The organism is Pseudomonas sp. IT-P4 (assembly GCF_949767755.1).
GTDB classification, from domain to species: domain Bacteria; phylum Pseudomonadota; class Gammaproteobacteria; order Pseudomonadales; family Pseudomonadaceae; genus Aquipseudomonas; species Aquipseudomonas monachiensis.
In genome coordinates this window covers 65,205-82,429 of the sequence record NZ_CATKPX010000020.1, presented here as the reverse complement: position 1 = coordinate 82,429, position 17,225 = coordinate 65,205, and the positions used below count along the sequence as shown (strand labels likewise).

Genomic DNA, 17,225 nt, shown 5'->3' with positions numbered 1-17,225 from the left:
CGTCGAAACAATCAAACCGATAGCTGCACCCATAGGCTGCAAAAAAATACGAACGATATTCTGGAGTACTTGGTCGCGAAACATAAAGCTTACTCCATTTATCAGACTATCGGCCGCTTTGTAAAAAGTTCACTGATTGCCTCTGGCACATTTTTTTCCGGAACAAAACCGAGGGTGTCACGAATCTTGGTGGTTGGATAAGTTGTTTTAGACACTAGTGCGTCAATACGTGCCGGAGTGACGGGTAGACGCAAAAAACGATTGGCTACGGTAACCATCACGCGTAGCAGAGTTTCAGAAACGCTCCATTTCGGACGGGATACATATTGTGCATCAGCCATTCCGTTTATCAGATCAGACAATGGACAGTCATTAGAAAGATTAAAAACCTCGCCTCTAGCCAAGGGCTGAAATCCACAAAGCATCAGGGCAGAGGCAACATCCTCAACGTGGATGTATGTAGCGACGGCATCGCTCTTGGCAGTTCCGATGTAAACAAACAAGCCCCTCTGTACAATTTTCCCAAGCTGACGAAGCGAATTGTTCGTCATGTCTGCACCAAATACGTTAGACGGCCTCAATATAGAGTAACTAAAGAACTCACTACTTCCACTTTTCATTACCAGCGAGTCGGCTATCGTCTTGGTTTCTTCGTAGGTTCCTTGAGGGTTTTCCTTTGTTGTTTCACTTACAATGCGGAGCGCGCCCTGGGCAGGGCCGTATGCTCCGACACTACTTAACTGAACAAAGTGGATGGGGTGTTCAGGAGATGCCTGACGATTAACAGCTGCAAGCAAACGATCGGTGGCGTCGACATGAAGTGATCGCATTGCCTTTTCATCGCGGATTTCACCCGCGCAATTGAAAACGACCTGACAACCGGATACCAAAGAGTCGTAATTCGTTTCCGGGCTCGTCAAATCAGCCAGCACAACTTCCACGCCGCTAAAACTGGTTTCAAAGGAGGTACGAGTAACAATCCTGACTTTATGGCCAGATGCACACAGGCGCGCGAGCAATTGGCTTCCAATAAAACCCTTGGCACCTGTCAGTAATACGAACATCTCACCTCCCCCTCTTATAAAAATACATTTTCGTTTCCAGTTTCTTTTGATCGTTTTCCGGTCGCTGAACTGGCACATGCGAGGCGAATGACGTACCCGATCTCCAAGGGGTAAAAAATCCAGGCATAAATGCCAAATCTATCATTATAAGCCACATCAAACATCGCGATATGCAAACAAGAAAGAAACGCACAGATATAGAATATATACGTTTCATTTTTACGGCCTCCCTCTAGTAGTTTAAGCGCTATCAACAACACTATGGAAAATGACGAAAACGCCCAAAAATCCCATCTGAACCCTGTTATATAGTCAATATTATCGACATCAGTATAGTTTATTGACAAACCGTAACCCGATAACAACTCGAACAGCATGGACGCCAATAAGGAAAAAACCTTAAAGTAGGATGCCATAGACACCAGCACCCAAAAACCCACCACACCAACAACACCAATACCTATAATTTGCTTTCGAAAAAGCACAAAAGGAAAGTAAACCAATGAAGACTTATGAAACAGTGTTGCCAACAATGAAAACACTACACCTCGACGCCAATACTCCTTGACACAACAAACCAAGGAAAAATTCACAAAACAAAGAGCAAAACCTTGACGAATAATGTTTGCTGTCAATGAAAAAAAGAACGGATAAAACAACAAAACCGCAAAAACAGGGAGCGCCCAACTAGAGCCTCTGCCAAATACAACTTTCAGCAAAAAGTAATAGGACCATAAAAACACAAACGCAACAAAGAAGAAAAAACACTGATAGCTCAAACCAAGGAAACCAAAAAAATTGACCACCCCAATAAAGCCAGGTTCAAAAGTTTGAAATGGATTCTCGAGACCAGAATTAACATCGTTATAAAAATTTATGTAGACCTCGGTATCACCTTCCATATCAAATGGTCGATTAGATATATAATAGGACGCCGCAACAATCGCAAAAAAAACGACAAAAAACTCTATCGTGCGAAACAGATTGTCCGCCCTATTATCAGGCACCAACGTTTTCACTGCAGTCAATAAAAGCAGAAAAACACTTATCACATACAGTGGTGTGCCATACAACTCTAAACCTGCCATTCTCTCGCCTCAATCAGTTTCACATTGCACTGCTCTCTAGTCAACGAACCTTGCTCTCAGGGCCTACATGTTTTCTAACACTTACCGTATCCATAAATTTGCGTAGCCGGAAGTAGTAAAAATTACGCAATAGAAACATCAACCCCTTGAATGTGCACTTGCGAGTAGATTTTGCCATCGCCAGGAACGTGACAACAAAATTAGAATATAGATCTTTTCTCAGTTCTGGTAACTGATAAAAATATCGATACAAATCATCAAAATAAATCGTATACGACTTTATTTTTCCTTTTGTCGTCGACAAATAAGAACCTGCAGATGGATTGCACCGATATTTTACTAGCGGAGAATTTATGTAAGCCGCCTTGCCGCTAGGAAGTAAGGAATCGATAACGAAAAACCACTCCATAAATTCTCGAGTAATGACTGCCTTCCTGGAAGCTCGACGATAGGCGTAGGAACTGTGAACCGCGACCGCTCCCCAGCGAGCCATTTCCTGAAGCGAGATAAAAGAAACCAGGCTTGCTTCAGGACTTGGGTACTGGGTTTCGGAAGAGTAAGACCCGTCATCAGAAAAATAAATAGCCTTGTGGAATACGACATTTACATCTGTGTTATCTTTAAAAATATTATACTGCTGCTGAAGTTTCCCCGGCAGCATGACATCATCACCATCAAAATGGTAAATAACATCTCCTGACGCCATCTTGTGGACACCATGGTAATTTAAAGCGGCGCCAACATTTTTCTCTCTCAACAGCAGTTTTATTCTACCTTCGTGCTTGCTGGAGTACTCACGAAGTATTTCTTGTGTTCGATCGGTTGAACAATCATCCGAGATAATAATTTCACAATCAAAATCTATATCCTGAGAAAGGATACTATCCAGACATTCCTCTATGTAATCTTGCTGATTATAACAAGATACGACCACACTCCCGGATAACATCAGGCATTTCTCCTTTTATAAATTACAAAGCCGAAAATCGAAACTATGAAATAAATTACATTCATTATTAAGTTAGCGATAAATGCGCCTTCGACACCCTGCCCACTATTCAAAAAAAACAGACTCAGGCTGCAAAACACCACGCCTTGGGTCAGCTCACTTATCAAATATATTTTGAGTGCCGCCCGGGCCACGACGACGAAGCTTATCACATACGTAATAACACGAAAAAAATCCGCTAGCAGTTGATACTTAATAAGACCTTCAAGCTCGGAAAACTCGGATGAAAGCAGTAATGGAATTACGTATTGACGAAGAGCGAAAAACACCGTTCCGCCCAGTACGAAAATCACCATAACGAGTTTCATAAATCGAAGAACCAGAGGTGTAATCTCCGACACCTTAGTCTTTTCAGAAATCATTGGCATAAAATAAACAGCGAGAAAAATCGTAAAAAAACCCATGTATGCACTGGATATTTTTATCGATGCCTGCCAAATACCTGCGGCTACAAATCCAACATGCTCAATAATTTGTTCACGAATAATGATTTCGACCAATGGAACGCTGATTGCTCCAACTGTCGCCATCAATGTAAAGGACAACAATCGCTTAAAACCTTGCGTCTCAAATTTAAAACCGATGGGCAATTTCAAGAAAATAGATTTACAGTAAAAATACAATGCTGGTATCGAATAAAACGAGAAAAAAAGCACCATCGATATCGCCGCACCGACAAAATCAAACCTTTGAATCAAGATCCAGCTTACCGGGAGAACCAGTATATTTCCGACTATTTGAATGACCGCAAAAGTCTTGGTATCACGAAGACCATTTGCGACTCCCGTCACTAGATTGGTAAAAGCAAACCCAAACTGACAAACAGAAAGAAACACTACAATCCAATAATAATCAGGCGTCTTAAAGATATAGCTGGAGATAATCCTGGAAAAAGAACACCCCAACAAACACACACCAACACAAAACGTTAAAGAGTACGCTTTGGAAACTGCAATCGTCTTCAGCAGTTCCTTAGGTTGTTTTTTGTACTGTGCGACGTATTTAATAAGGCCGTTTACAATCCCTCCCCCTGCAAGTAGAGAAAGCATGGTGACAGCACTCATAAAATGCCCTAACTGCCCCATGCCCTCTGCACCGAGGTATACAGCAACAAGCTTAATGAAGGCGAAACCAACCCCGATTTTCGAAATTTGGGAGAGAGTAGTCAAAGCGGCGCTGATTAGCGCACGCTTACTATCAGAGAGATTTTTTGCAACTTTACTGGTTGGATGCATGAACCGCACCGATGACAACAGAAGCTACTCGATCTATGTCCTTCTTTTGCATTCCGTACCAAATTGGCAGACGAATCAGGCGCTCACTCTCAACAGTGGTGCAGACATCCTTGCCATGAAAACGACCAAGCCGTAATCCCGCAGGCGCTGAGTGGAGTGGAATGTAATGGAAAACTGCACCGATCTCTTGATCCTTGAGCAAGCCTAGTACTTTTGTTCGAACGTCGATATCCCGGACTTTTATATAAAACATATGGGCGTTGCCGACACATCCATCAGGTGTCGTCGGAAGTTCGATATGGCCAGCGTCGGAGAGTTCTTTTAATGCCAGATAATAACTTTCCCAGATATGACGTCTTGCACTATTTATCTCGTCCACCTTTTCAAGTTGACCGAATAGATAAGCAGCTTGCAGTTCTCCCGGAAGATAACTACTACCAACATCGACCCAGGTATATTTATCAATCATGCCACGGAAAAACAGACTGCGATTAGTTCCTTTTTCTCGAATGATCTCCGCTCGCACTATAAATTGTTCATCATTTATGAGCAGCAGCCCTCCCTCACCACCACTTGTATAGTTCTTTGTTTCATGAAAACTATAGGCTGCCATGTGGCCAATGGTACCTAACGCCTTGCCTTTATAGGTCGACATCATACCTTGAGCGGCATCTTCGATGACAAACAGGTTATGCTGCTTTGCGATGGACATAATTGTGTCCATTTCGCATGCAATCCCTGCGTAATGGACGGGCACAATAGCTTTTGTTTTGTCGGTAATTGCGGCCTCGATAAGCGATTCATCAATATTCATAGTATCAGGGCGAATATCGACAAACACGATTTTTGCACCGCGCAATACAAAAGCATTAGCTGTACTAACAAACGTATAACTAGGCATGATCACTTCATCGCCCGGTTGAATATCAACCAGCAGAGCAGCCATTTCAAGCGCCTGAGTACACGAAGGTGTTAACAATGCTTTTTTGCAGTGTAGTTTTTCTTCAAACCAACGCTGACAACGAAGGGTGAATTCCCCGTCACCAGACATCTTTCCGCTGCGCATTGCGGAAATGACGTATTGGTCTTCATTTCCGGTATAGGGTGGTTTATTAAATGGAATAGTCATTTTTGTTCATCCAGAAATATTTGTTCGAGTGCCAGGAGGTCTCGCTTCCGCTCCTTCACTCGCTCAGCAGGAACACCAACGTAAATCCCCCATGGATCAGTGCTTTTCGTAACCAATGCCATAGCACCTATGGAGCAGCCCTCTTTAATAGTGACTCCAGGCATCACTATTGCCCCTGCTCCAACTATTACATGACGCTCCAGCTTAACCTTCTCGAATATTTCTTTTTTATACTTCTTTGGAACCAACGAGTTGGCAAGTGTGGCACCACTGTAATCATCTGATTGCGAAAATATTTTCACACCATAAGCCAGCGTACAGAAGTCGGAAAACTCGATACCTGGCTCTCCACCAGCAACGAGGCACATTGGTGTAATATGATTGTAGTTACCAAACACCACGCGCCCCGACACCACGCAAAAATCATCTATACGCGTGTAATCCCCAAGGTCAATCAGCTCTGGATTATAGATAGCAGCCTTATCACTTATTTTTACTTCTTTCCCGAGGGTTCTGAAACCTAGTTCACTCAACTGTATTGCGCTCAAGTACGCCATAGGCCACCCATATAGGACTTAACTCAAACTCTAAACGAATTACTTCTCATCAATCTCGTCAACCAGACTCAACAGGTACTGTCCATAACTGTTTTTCTTCAGTTCATTCCCTGTCCTTTTGAGCTCTGCAACGGTCAACCATCCATTATTAAAGGCAATTTCCTCTAAACAAGCGACCTTGTAACCTTGGCGCTTTTCTATTGTTTCAACAAAATGCGAAGCCTCGAGCAAGCTTTCGTGGGTACCGGTATCCAGCCACGCAAATCCTCGGCCCAGAAGTTCGACATGCAAACTTCCTCGCTCCAGATATGCCTGGTTTATACAGGTAATTTCCAGCTCGCCGCGCGAAGAAGGCTTGACTTGTTTTGCAATTTCAATCACGTCATTGTCGTAGAAATACAATCCGGTTACTGCAAAATTCGACTTTGGCTTGAGTGGCTTTTCTTCAATAGAGATCGCTTTACGACTGTCATCAAACTGAACAACACCAAATCGCTCTGGATCCTTCACTTGATAACCGAAAACTGTGGCGCCGCCTTTACGCTTCGTCGCCTGTTGGAGCATGGGCGTAAATCCCTGGCCATAAAAAATATTATCGCCAAGCACCAAACATACCGAATCCTTACCAATAAATTTCTCACCGATAAGAAATGCTTGTGCAAGTCCATCGGGACTTGCTTGAATTGCATATGTGAGGTTGACACCGAACTGACTGCCATCAGCAAGCAAACGTTGAAATCCAGCTTGATCTTCAGGCGTCGTGATAATCAGGATATCACGTATCCCGGCGAGCATGAGCACAGAAAGCGGATAAAAAATCATCGGCTTGTCGTAAATCGGAAGCAGCTGCTTGGATACCCCTTTCGTCAGTGGGTACAAACGAGTTCCCGAACCGCCTGCCAGAATGATGCCTTTCATACTCTTCCCTCGTGCCTGACCCTAGGCTTCTCACCAACATTGATACAAACAATCTACCGGCTAAACATAATCCTACACCTGTTTAGTGCTATTTTTCCGATAGACGAACATAAAGCCGTCCCACAAGACAACCAACGCCGTTCAATAGACCTGGCAAATCAAACAACCGTCACGATAAATAGAATCTATCAAAGTGGGCGAGATCGCTGCGTGTCATAGGCTCTTTTGTACAGCCACTTTATTGGTCATAAAAAAGTCACGAACAACTGCAACAACCACCCCAAAAACAAGACCTAAAAACATACCAGCCAAAATTACAAACAAGAATTTTGGCTTGACTGGTGAGCCCGATTTCTCTACGAGTCCATCCATCCTGAAAGCTTTGGCTTCTCGATAGCTTTTTGAAAGTTGATTATAAAAATTGTACTTCGTTTCTATCTCTCGCAACCGGCTGATAAATGGATCGTCAGACTTCCTTGTTTTCAAATTTTCTATTTCAGCCGTCAGTGCTTTCGTACCGCGCATGTAGGTAAGATCACCGTCCATGTTACCTACAATACCAAGCGAGGCTTTCGAGTCGCCGCCAACGGCTGGTGGCTTTTCAAGACCAATAGCCTGGGCAACCACTAGGGCCTCACGAAGTTTAATTAAGCTATCTTCTCTTGTCTTGTCTCCAACTTCTCGCAACGAGACTATTTCCTGATGAAGATTTTGAGACTCAATATCATACTCACTGGAGATATTTTTGTTGATCTCTTGCATAGCCAATTGCTGTGCACGCGCCAACAGTTGCTCAATCCACTTGCCCCCCATTTCCGGATCATTATGCAGCATAACAACGGAGTATCGATCCAACGCTTCTTTACCAACTATGGAAATAACGAGATTCTTCGAAAGCTTCTCATATAGCTGCCTTGTAGGATCCTCACTCTTCCCTTGCGCAGCTAAATATGTATTTTTGAAAAACTCACGACGAAGTGACTCACTTTGCAAATTTTTCAAAAAAACCGAATAAACTTCTTTTTCCGTAAACTGAGGTAACTTTGACTGATCGATGCGACCGTAGTTTAAGTTCTCAATGTCATTTTGGGTAGGCGGGATCACAAAAGCCTTCGCTTCGTACAAAGGCTCTGCGAGGAATGCATAGGTAGCGGCTACGAATGTTCCCAGCAGCGCAGCGCACAAAATCACAATTTTTTGTCGCCAAAGTGTATAGGCAAGCGCGTGCAAATCGAGACCATCATTGACTACTGAATTACTTGAACCAACCTGCATATCCTAAAACCCTTGAAATAAAAAAACTATAGCTCCAACCATGTAAAACACTTCCAGTTCCTCTCTGCACACGCCCCACTTACTCAAATCAGTGCCCTTCAATGAGTTTAGTCATACATTGAGGTGAAAATATTTTATTTAAGCATGGCAAAAATTTGTAAAATCATGATAGCTAGAGTAAAAAATGCTACTCATTGAAAACTACAGTCCTGTTTTTGTATTTATCAGTCGCTTATGAGTTTCCTGAGCATTGCGGCCTTTGCCCGTTTGCCAGCCTGGTAAGTACAGTGAGGAGTTTTCACGGAGTTTTTGTCTATTCAAACGCGAGTTTAGCTGTCGTCGCGCTGGAGTCGGACAAGCGCTTGTTTCATCCGCGATCAGATCCTCACCTGTCGGAACCCCTATCTGATCAGCAATGACGCTTAAAGTTTCAGGCTCTTTGGGAAGACGTAGCAGATCAGACAAGTCTGCGCAGAGACCATCAACCTTCTGACGATCCAGCACGACCAACTCGCCCAGTGGCGCGACTGATTGCTGTAGCTCCCGGCCAACCTGGCCGTTTTTCCCGAGCAGGAGGATTTTCATACCGTACTCGAACGACCCGCATAATTCTGGTCGATCCACTGCTGGTAGCTTCCGCTCTTCACATGCTCCACCCATTCAGTGTTGTTCAGATACCACTCAACCGTCTTGCGAATACCCGTTTCGAATGTCTCTTCCGGCACCCACCCAAGCTCGCGCTGAATTTTACTGGCATCAATTGCATAACGCTGGTCATGACCTAGTCGGTCCTGAACATAAGTGATCAGGCTAGCGTGGGGACGGTGAGCAGAGTTTGGACGCAGTTCATCGAGCAACGCGCACAGTGTATGGACGACTTCGATATTCTGCTTTTCGTTATGACCACCAATGTTGTAAGTCTCACCGATGGCGCCTTCGGTCACAACTTTGTAGAGTGCACGGGCGTGATCTTCGACATAGAGCCAGTCACGAACCTGATTGCCTTTGCCATAGACAGGCAGGGGCTTGCCTTCCAGAGCATTGAGAATGATCAGCGGGATCAGTTTTTCAGGAAAATGGCACGGGCCGTAATTGTTCGAGCAGTTGGTGATCAGGGTTGGCAGACCGTAAGTGCGACTCCAGGCGCTGACCAGGTGATCGGAACTGGCCTTGCTGGCCGAGTAAGGCGAGCTTGGCTGATAGGGTGTAGTTTCAGTGAACAAGTCTTCCGGACCTTCCAGGTCGCCGTAAACTTCATCAGTCGAGATATGGTGAAACCGGAAACCGGCCTTGCGTGTATCGTCCAGTGCCATCCAATATTGACGCGCAGCCTCCAGCAAGGTGTAGGTGCCGATAATATTGGTCTGAATGAAATCAGAGGGCGCCGAGATCGAGCGGTCAACGTGCGACTCTGCGGCCAAATGCATGATCGCGTCGGGTTGAGACTCAAGCAGTACACGATCGATCTGGTCACGGTCGCAGATATCAACGTGCTCGAATACATAACGCGAGCTCTGACTGGCCTCCGCTAAAGACTCGAGATTACCGGCATAGGTAAGTTTATCGACGTTAACAACAGAATCTGCGGTATTCGCAATTATATGACGAATGACTGCCGAGCCAATAAATCCGGCTCCGCCGGTTACGAGAATTTTCACGCGAAACCATACCCTTGAGTTGCTGACGGGGCTGCACATCAGCGCTGCCACATCCATGAATACAAAGCCATCAAAAAAAGCGGCGTCTGTCAGAGCCAGTCTGAGTCGATGTGGAGATGGACCGCTCTCGAACAAGCGCAACATTCTACAGCCTAATGACCGATTTGCTAAAGGATGTAGACAAGCTGTGGCGCAAGCTCTCTAAGCACCCGTACTGGATGTTACTAGACAAGCCGCTTGCGTAAAATCCTGGACGATCGCCCTAGAATCCAACCGAGTAGCGGCCCGACGACCATCCCCGCCAGCAGAGCCAGTACTATCACCAAAGAGACTGGCAGTTGTGGGCCAGCCCAACCGAGAAAAAACAAGGTAACCGATTGCTGATTCTCCAGCACGAACGCCAGGATCATCAGCACCAGAAAAAGAATCAACACACCAAGCAGCACTCGCATAAGATTACGCATGAAGGGCTCCTTGATTGGCGGCGACTGTCAAAGCCCTTCCTCCTCATCCTCATTCACCCGATCCCTCAACTCTTTCCCGGGCTTGAAATGCGGAACGAACTTGCCGTCGAGACTTACAGACTGGCCGGTTTTCGGATTGCGCCCTACCCGCGGCGCACGGTAGTGCAGAGAAAAGCTGCCAAACCCCCGGATCTCGATCCGATCCCCGGTAGCCAGACATTGGGACATTTGCTCAAGCATGGTCTTGATGGCCAACTCCACATCCTTGGATGAGAGCAGCCCTTGATGGGTGACAATTCGTTCGATCAACTCCGACTTCGTCATATTTTTCCCTTCTTTTTCAAGCAGCTAGATCAGCGCTTCAAAGGTTTTAGCACGCCTGCGCGATTTTGAACAGCCTGAGTTTTGCCATCCATCCCAGCCCCCTGAAATGCTTGATTCCTGGATCAGGAAGACCCTGGGCGATCACCCTCTCACCGGCAAATCACCAACAGGGTGCGCGTCAGGAAACCTGCCGGGTTGAACCCAAAAAGCCCTCCCTCCTCCTCCCCTTCCTTGAGATCATCAGACCTTGCTACCACTTGGTAGCCCACCCCCTTGCATTCCTTGGCTGCACGCGTGTAACACTTCTCCCACTTCGAACCTAGCCCCGAACAATCGACCTCAATACCGCTAACCCCACGCACTACGTGAGTTTTGGCGTTGGTGGTACAACCCGCCAATGCCAGCACTGCTACTGCGACAATGAGCTTGTTCATTCACGTCCTTTTGCCAGAAAGCCTATCGGGCGATCATCAACCTCAGGCTAAAGCCTAGCTGCAAATAAGCGTTTGATCCGACTAAACATTCAGACCTTCTCTCGATATTTTTGGTTCACACCCCAAGCAACTACATCCGCAGGTAATCCACCAAACGCCAGGCACAAAAAAGGGCGACCGAAGTCGCCCTTTTTTACAGAAAGTCAGAACTTAGTTCTGCTTTTCCATTTGTGCACGCAGCAGGTCACCCAGAGTGGTGGCCACAGGAGCATCAGTAGCTACTGGCTTGTCGCGCAGGCTCTGGATTGCTTCTTTCTCGTCTTCAACGTCTTTCGACTTGATCGAGAGCTGAATTACACGGCTCTTGCGGTCAACGCTGATGATCTTGGCTTCTACTTCTTCGCCTTCTTTCAGAACGTTGCGCGCGTCTTCAACGCGGTCACGGCTGATTTCGGAGGCTTTCAGAGTCGCTTCGATATCGTCGGCCAGAGTGATGATGGCGCCTTTAGCGTCAACTTCCTTCACGATGCCTTTAACGATGGCGCCTTTGTCGTTCTCTTGAACGTACTCGGAGAACGGATCGCTTTCCAGTTGCTTGATACCCAGGGAGATGCGCTCGCGCTCTGGGTCAACCGACAGGATAACGGTGTCCAGCTCGTCGCCCTTCTTGAAGCGGCGAACGGCTTCTTCGCCCACTTCGTTCCAGGAGATGTCGGACAGGTGAACCAGGCCGTCGATGCCGCCGTCCAGACCAATGAAGATACCGAAATCGGTGATCGACTTGATGGTGCCGGAGATTTTATCGCCCTTGTTGAACTGGCCAGAGAAATCTTCCCATGGGTTAGATTTGCACTGCTTGATGCCCAGGGAGATACGACGACGCTCTTCGTCGATGTCCAGAACCATAACTTCCACTTCGTCGCCGACTTGTACGACTTTCGAAGGGTGGATGTTCTTGTTGGTCCAGTCCATTTCAGAAACGTGTACCAGACCTTCAACGCCTTCTTCCAGCTCAGCGAAGCAGCCGTAGTCGGTCAGGTTGGTTACACGCGCGGTAACGCGAGTGCTTTCTGGGTAACGGGCTTTGATAGCAACCCATGGATCTTCGCCCAGCTGCTTCAGGCCCAGGGAAACACGATTGCGCTCGCGATCGTACTTCAGAACCTTGACATCGATCTCGTCGCCAACGTTGACGATTTCGGAAGGATGCTTGATACGCTTCCAAGCCATGTCGGTAATGTGCAGCAGGCCATCGACGCCACCCAGATCGACGAATGCGCCGTAATCGGTGAGGTTCTTGACGATACCTTTGACTTGTTGGCCTTCCTGCAGGGATTCCAGCAGAGCTTCGCGCTCGGCGGAGTTCTCGGCTTCCAGGACGCTACGACGGGAAACGACAACGTTGTTGCGCTTCTGGTCCAGCTTGATGACCTTGAATTCCAGCTCTTTGCCTTCCAGGTGCGTGGTGTCGCGCACTGGACGGACGTCAACCAGAGAACCTGGCAGGAACGCACGGATGCCGTTAACGTCGACAGTGAAGCCGCCTTTAACCTTACCGTTGATAACGCCCTTGACCACTTCTTCGGCTGCGAAGGCTGCTTCCAGAACAATCCAGCATTCAGCGCGCTTGGCTTTTTCACGGGACAGCTTGGTTTCGCCAAAGCCGTCTTCAACCGAGTCCAGAGCAACGTGAACTTCGTCACCGACGTTGATGTTCAGTTCGCCAGCGTCGTTGTAGAACTGCTCAAGCGGGATGAGTGCTTCAGACTTCAGGCCAGCGTGAACGGTTACCCAGCGAGCCTGGTAATCGATATCAACGATAACACCGGTGATGATGGAGCCTGCCTGAAGGTTCAGGGTTTTTAGGCTTTCTTCAAAGAGTTCCGCAAAGCTTTCGCTCATTTTAATTCCTGTTGATGAGGGCGAAGAATACGCCCATCTCCACACCCCAGACGGTGTGGGTTAGTTTCATTTAAAAGAAGCCACCGCAGGACTATGACTGGTCCCCTGCGACCTTCTTGGTCACCCGGCGATATCGCGAATGGCGATCTCGCTCATGATGCGTTCCAGCACCTGGTCGATGGATAATTCCGTGGAATCCAGCTGTATGGCGTCAGCCGCCGGTTTGAGCGGGGCTACCGCTCGCTGGGTGTCACGCTCATCGCGCGCACGTATCTCATCTAGCAGACTCGACAGACTAACACCCTCGACTTTGCCCTTCAACTGCAAATATCGGCGGCGTGCCCGCTCCTCGGCGCTGGCCGTCAGAAAAATCTTCAGCGGCGCGTCGGGAAATACCACTGTGCCCATGTCGCGACCGTCCGCCACAAGGCCCGGCGCTTCCTGAAAAGCCCGCTGGCGTTGCAGCAGCGCCTCGCGTACAGCCGGCAGCGCAGCCACCTGGGAAGCGCCGGAACCGACGCTTTCGGTGCGAATGACATCGCTGACTTCATCACCTTCCAGAATGATGCGTTGCAACTGACCGTCCGTCGCGGCGATGAACTGCACATCCAGATGAGCGGCGAGTTTCTTCAGCAGCTCTTCATTGGTCAGGTCGACACCGTGGTTATGCGCGGCGAAGGCCAGCAATCGGTACAACGCACCGGAGTCCAGCAGGTTCCAGCCCAGGCGCTTGGCCAGAATCCCGGCTACCGTGCCCTTGCCCGAACCGCTTGGTCCATCGATGGTGATGACCGGTGCAATGTTGTTCACGACTGTGCCTCTTGTGCCACGCGAATACCGACCTGTGCGCACAGCGCCAGGAAGTTCGGGAACGACGTCGCGACGTTGGCGCAATCATGAATACGGATCGGCGCACTGGCGCGCAGCGAAGCAACGCTGAACGCCATGGCGATACGGTGATCACCATGACCGTGCACTTCACCGCCGCCGATCTGGCCGCCGTCGATGATGATGCCATCCGGGGTTGGCTCGCACTTGACGCCCAATGCCAGCAAGCCATCAGCCATGACCTGGATACGATCCGATTCCTTGACCCGCAACTCTTCGGCGCCACGTAACACGGTGCGCCCTTCGGCACAGGCGGCGGCGACGAACAGCACCGGGAACTCGTCGATCGCCAGCGGAACCAGCGCCTCGGGAATCTCGATACCCTTGAGTTTAGCTGCACGTACGCGCAAGTCAGCCACGGGCTCGCCACCCACTTCACGCTGGTTTTCCAGGGTGATGTCGGCGCCCATCAGGCGCAGGATGTCGATCACACCGGTACGGGTCGGGTTAATGCCGACGTGTTCCAGTACCAACTCCGAACCTTCGGCGATCGATGCCGCCACCAGGAAGAACGCCGAGGACGAAATATCACCCGGGACTTCAATGTGGGTCGCTGTCAGCTTGTTGCCAGACTCGACCGATGCGGTTGCGCCATTGACCGTTACCGGGTAGCCGAAGCCGCGCAGCATGCGCTCGGTATGGTCGCGGGTCGGAGCAGGCTCGGTGACCGTGGTCTTGCCTTCGGCATACAGACCGGCCAACAGCAGGCAGGACTTAACCTGGGCACTGGCCATCGGCATGGTGTAGGTCAGGCCCTTGAGTTTATGGCCACCACGAATGGTCATCGGTGGACGACCTTCGGCGGCGGTTTCGATCACTGCGCCCATTTCACGCAGCGGATTGGCCACGCGATTCATCGGGCGCTTGGACAGCGAAGCGTCGCCGGTCAGGGTGCTGTCGAAGTTCTGCGCAGCCAGCAGGCCGGACAGCAGACGCATCGAAGTACCGGAGTTGCCCAGGTAGATCGGGCCCGGTGCCGGCTTCAGGCCATGCAGGCCAACGCCGTGAATGGTCACGCGACCGTGGTGTGGACCTTCGATGACCACGCCCATGTCACGGAACGCCTGCAAGGTCGCCAGGGCATCTTCGCCCTCCAGGAAACCTTCGACTTCGGTGACGCCTTCGGCCAGGGAGCCAAGCATGATCGAACGGTGGGAAATCGATTTGTCGCCTGGTACGCGAATCCGACCGGAAAGGCGGCCACCAGGTTGAGCCAGGAAAATCAGATCGTTGGAATTCATAGCGTCCACATAGGCCCTGCGGGCCAGGATTTTACTGAAATGCTCGCGGGCAACCCGGGCGCGAGTGAAAACGCCCAACAATTGGTGCCCATCCCCTGCATCGACCGCGTCGCGCAAGGCGTCGAGATCGCTGCGAAATGTATCGAGTGTGCGCAGGACAGCTTCACGGTTGGCGAGGAAGATGTCGTGCCACATGACCGGGTCGCTTCCGGCGATTCTTGTGAAATCACGGAAACCGCCCGCAGCGTAACGGAAGATCTCAAGATTTTCATTGCGCTTGGCCAACGAGTCGACCAGGCCGAACGCCAGCAAGTGCGGCAGATGGCTGGTCGCGGCCAGCACTTCGTCGTGACGTTCGACCTGCATGTGCTCGACATCGGCACCCAACTCGCGCCACAAACGGTCGACCAGCGCCAGGGCTGCGGGATCGGTCTGATCCAGCGGCGTCAGGATCACTTTATGGCGACGGAACAGTTCGGCATTGGAGGCTTCCACCCCGCTCTGCTCGGAACCGGCAATCGGGTGCCCCGGCACGAAACATGACGGCATCTTGCCAAATGCTTCGGTGGCCGCACGCACCACATTGCCCTTGGCACTGCCGACATCGGTCAGGATCGCCTGCCCCAGATCCATGCCCGCCAGACGCACGAGCAATTTTTCCATGGCCAGGATCGGCACCGCCAGCTGGATGACGTCGGCACCCTGACAAGCAACGCCCAGGTCCTCCTCGCAGCGATCCACCACACCCAACTCGACCGCGAGCTTGCGCGATTGCGGATCGAGATCGACCCCGACCACTTCGCGGCACAGACCGCTTTCACGCAAACCCTTGGCAAACGAACCGCCGATCAATCCAAGGCCGACCACCACCAGGCGACCGATCATAGGTCCGGCAGATTGCAGCGCAGTGACATCAACCACGAGCCAGAACCTTGGTCAGCGCTTCAAGGAAGCGGCTGTTCTCTGCCGGCAGGCCAATGGTGATGCGCAGGTGGTTCGGCATGCCGTAGTTGGCCACCGGACGCACGATCACGCCTTCACGAAGCAAGCCCTGGAACACCGGGGCCGCGACCTGACCGAGATCGACGCAGATGAAATTGCCCCTGGACGGGATCCAGCTCAGCCCCAGCTCACGGAAACCGGCTTCCAGCTGCCGCATGCCGGACTCGTTCAACTGACGGCTTTGCGCCAGATACTCTTCGTCCTTCAACGCCGCACAGGCCGCGGCCAGGGCCAGGCTGTTGACGTTGAACGGCTGGCGCACACGGTTCAGCACGTCTGCAACCACCGCCGTGGACAAGCCATAACCCACGCGCAGCGCAGCCAGGCCATAGGCCTTGGAGAAGGTACGGGAAACCAGCAGGTTCGGATAAGCCGCCAGGAAGTCCAGGCCATCCGGCAGATCGCTGCCTTCGGCGTATTCGATGTAAGCCTCGTCCAGCACGACCAGCACATGCTCCGGCACATCCTGCAGGAATTCGTCCAGCGCCTCGGCGTCGAACCAGGTCCCGGTCGGGTTGTTCGGGTTGGCGATGAACACCACGCGGGTGTTGGCATCGATCGCCGCCAGCATGGCAGGCAGGTCATGCCCCCAATCCTTGGCTGGAACCACCTTGGCCTGGGCGCCGACCGCCTGAGTGGCAATCGGGTAGACCGCGAACGCATGCTCGCTGAACACGGCGTTCAGGCCCGGCGCCAGATAGGCACGCGCGACCAGCTCCAGGATGTCGTTGGAACCGTTGCCCAGCGTGACTTGGTCGAGTTCGACGCGGCACTGCTCGGCCAGCAGGCTCTTGAGGGCAAAACCGTTGCCGTCCGGATAACGGGTCAGCTCGGCCAACGCATCGCGGATCGCCGCCAGCGCCTTGGGGCCGGCACCCAGCGGGTTTTCGTTGCTCGCCAGTTTGACGATGCTGGCTGGATCGAGGTCCAGCTCACGCGCCAGTTCGTCCACGGGTTTGCCCGGAACATAAGGCGAAAGTTGTTGCACGCCCGGCTGTGCCAGAGCGAGGAAATTGCCACTCATTTGCTACCGCCCC

17 protein-coding genes are annotated in these 17,225 nt (G+C 50.3%); all 17 read right to left on the bottom strand.

Going from position 1 to position 17,225, the window contains the following annotated elements; genetic code table 11:
* Positions 1–101: 101 nt before the first annotated feature.
* Positions 102–1,064 (bottom strand): NAD-dependent epimerase/dehydratase family protein, encoded by a 963-nt coding sequence (locus ACM6IT_RS05260; RefSeq protein WP_414917646.1) that lies wholly within the window; start codon positions 1,062–1,064, stop codon positions 102–104.
* A gap of 14 nt (positions 1,065–1,078) precedes the next feature.
* Complete coding sequence (locus tag ACM6IT_RS05255) at positions 1,079–2,152, bottom strand: EpsG family protein (RefSeq protein WP_414917645.1); 1,074 nt, start codon at positions 2,150–2,152, stop codon at positions 1,079–1,081.
* Positions 2,153–2,192: 40 nt separating this feature from the next.
* Positions 2,193–3,101: a glycosyltransferase gene (locus ACM6IT_RS05250; RefSeq protein ID WP_414917644.1), complete on the bottom strand. Its 909-nt coding sequence runs from the start codon at positions 3,099–3,101 to the stop codon at positions 2,193–2,195.
* Complete coding sequence (locus ACM6IT_RS05245; RefSeq protein ID WP_414917643.1) at positions 3,101–4,396, bottom strand: O-antigen translocase; 1,296 nt, start codon at positions 4,394–4,396, stop codon at positions 3,101–3,103. The genes ACM6IT_RS05250 and ACM6IT_RS05245 overlap by 1 nt, the downstream gene beginning before the upstream one ends.
* Entirely contained in the window at positions 4,380–5,525 is a 1,146-nt protein-coding gene (gene rffA, locus ACM6IT_RS05240) for a dTDP-4-amino-4,6-dideoxygalactose transaminase (RefSeq protein WP_414917642.1), read from the bottom strand. The genes ACM6IT_RS05245 and rffA overlap by 17 nt, the downstream gene beginning before the upstream one ends.
* Positions 5,522–6,082, bottom strand: a complete 561-nt coding sequence (locus ACM6IT_RS05235; RefSeq protein WP_414917641.1) for an acyltransferase — start codon at positions 6,080–6,082, stop codon at positions 5,522–5,524. Before ACM6IT_RS05235 ends, rffA begins: the two co-directional genes overlap by 4 nt.
* A gap of 39 nt (positions 6,083–6,121) precedes the next feature.
* Complete coding sequence (rfbA, locus tag ACM6IT_RS05230; protein ID WP_414917640.1) at positions 6,122–7,000, bottom strand: glucose-1-phosphate thymidylyltransferase RfbA; 879 nt, start codon at positions 6,998–7,000, stop codon at positions 6,122–6,124.
* 213 nt (positions 7,001–7,213) lie between these two features.
* Positions 7,214–8,275: an LPS O-antigen chain length determinant protein WzzB gene (locus ACM6IT_RS05225; RefSeq protein WP_414917639.1), complete on the bottom strand. Its 1,062-nt coding sequence runs from the start codon at positions 8,273–8,275 to the stop codon at positions 7,214–7,216.
* 201 nt (positions 8,276–8,476) lie between these two features.
* On the bottom strand, positions 8,477–8,860 hold the full coding sequence (locus tag ACM6IT_RS05220; protein WP_414917638.1) for a hypothetical protein: 384 nt from the start codon (positions 8,858–8,860) through the stop codon (positions 8,477–8,479).
* Positions 8,857–9,933 carry a dTDP-glucose 4,6-dehydratase gene (rfbB, locus tag ACM6IT_RS05215; RefSeq protein ID WP_414917661.1) on the bottom strand — a complete coding sequence of 359 codons (1,077 nt, stop codon included), beginning with the start codon at positions 9,931–9,933 and terminating at the stop codon, positions 8,857–8,859. The genes ACM6IT_RS05220 and rfbB overlap by 4 nt, the downstream gene beginning before the upstream one ends.
* A 224-nt stretch (positions 9,934–10,157) precedes the next feature.
* Complete coding sequence (locus ACM6IT_RS05210) at positions 10,158–10,397, bottom strand: lipopolysaccharide assembly protein LapA domain-containing protein (protein WP_414917637.1); 240 nt, start codon at positions 10,395–10,397, stop codon at positions 10,158–10,160.
* Positions 10,398–10,424: 27 nt separating this feature from the next.
* Complete coding sequence (ihfB, locus tag ACM6IT_RS05205; RefSeq protein ID WP_003369729.1) at positions 10,425–10,721, bottom strand: integration host factor subunit beta; 297 nt, start codon at positions 10,719–10,721, stop codon at positions 10,425–10,427.
* Between the two features lie 149 nt (positions 10,722–10,870).
* Entirely contained in the window at positions 10,871–11,155 is a 285-nt protein-coding gene (locus ACM6IT_RS05200; protein ID WP_414917636.1) for a hypothetical protein, read from the bottom strand.
* Between the two features lie 210 nt (positions 11,156–11,365).
* Positions 11,366–13,057, bottom strand: coding sequence for a 30S ribosomal protein S1 (gene rpsA, locus ACM6IT_RS05195; RefSeq protein WP_007973639.1), 1,692 nt, complete (start codon positions 13,055–13,057; stop codon positions 11,366–11,368).
* A gap of 120 nt (positions 13,058–13,177) precedes the next feature.
* Entirely contained in the window at positions 13,178–13,867 is a 690-nt protein-coding gene (cmk, locus tag ACM6IT_RS05190) for a (d)CMP kinase (protein WP_007973641.1), read from the bottom strand.
* Positions 13,864–16,071 carry a bifunctional prephenate dehydrogenase/3-phosphoshikimate 1-carboxyvinyltransferase gene (locus ACM6IT_RS05185; protein WP_056727162.1) on the bottom strand — a complete coding sequence of 736 codons (2,208 nt, stop codon included), beginning with the start codon at positions 16,069–16,071 and terminating at the stop codon, positions 13,864–13,866. The genes cmk and ACM6IT_RS05185 overlap by 4 nt, the downstream gene beginning before the upstream one ends.
* A gap of 28 nt (positions 16,072–16,099) precedes the next feature.
* On the bottom strand, positions 16,100–17,212 hold the full coding sequence (hisC, locus tag ACM6IT_RS05180) for a histidinol-phosphate transaminase (RefSeq protein WP_223541097.1): 1,113 nt from the start codon (positions 17,210–17,212) through the stop codon (positions 16,100–16,102).
* Between the last annotated feature and the right edge of the window lie 13 nt (positions 17,213–17,225).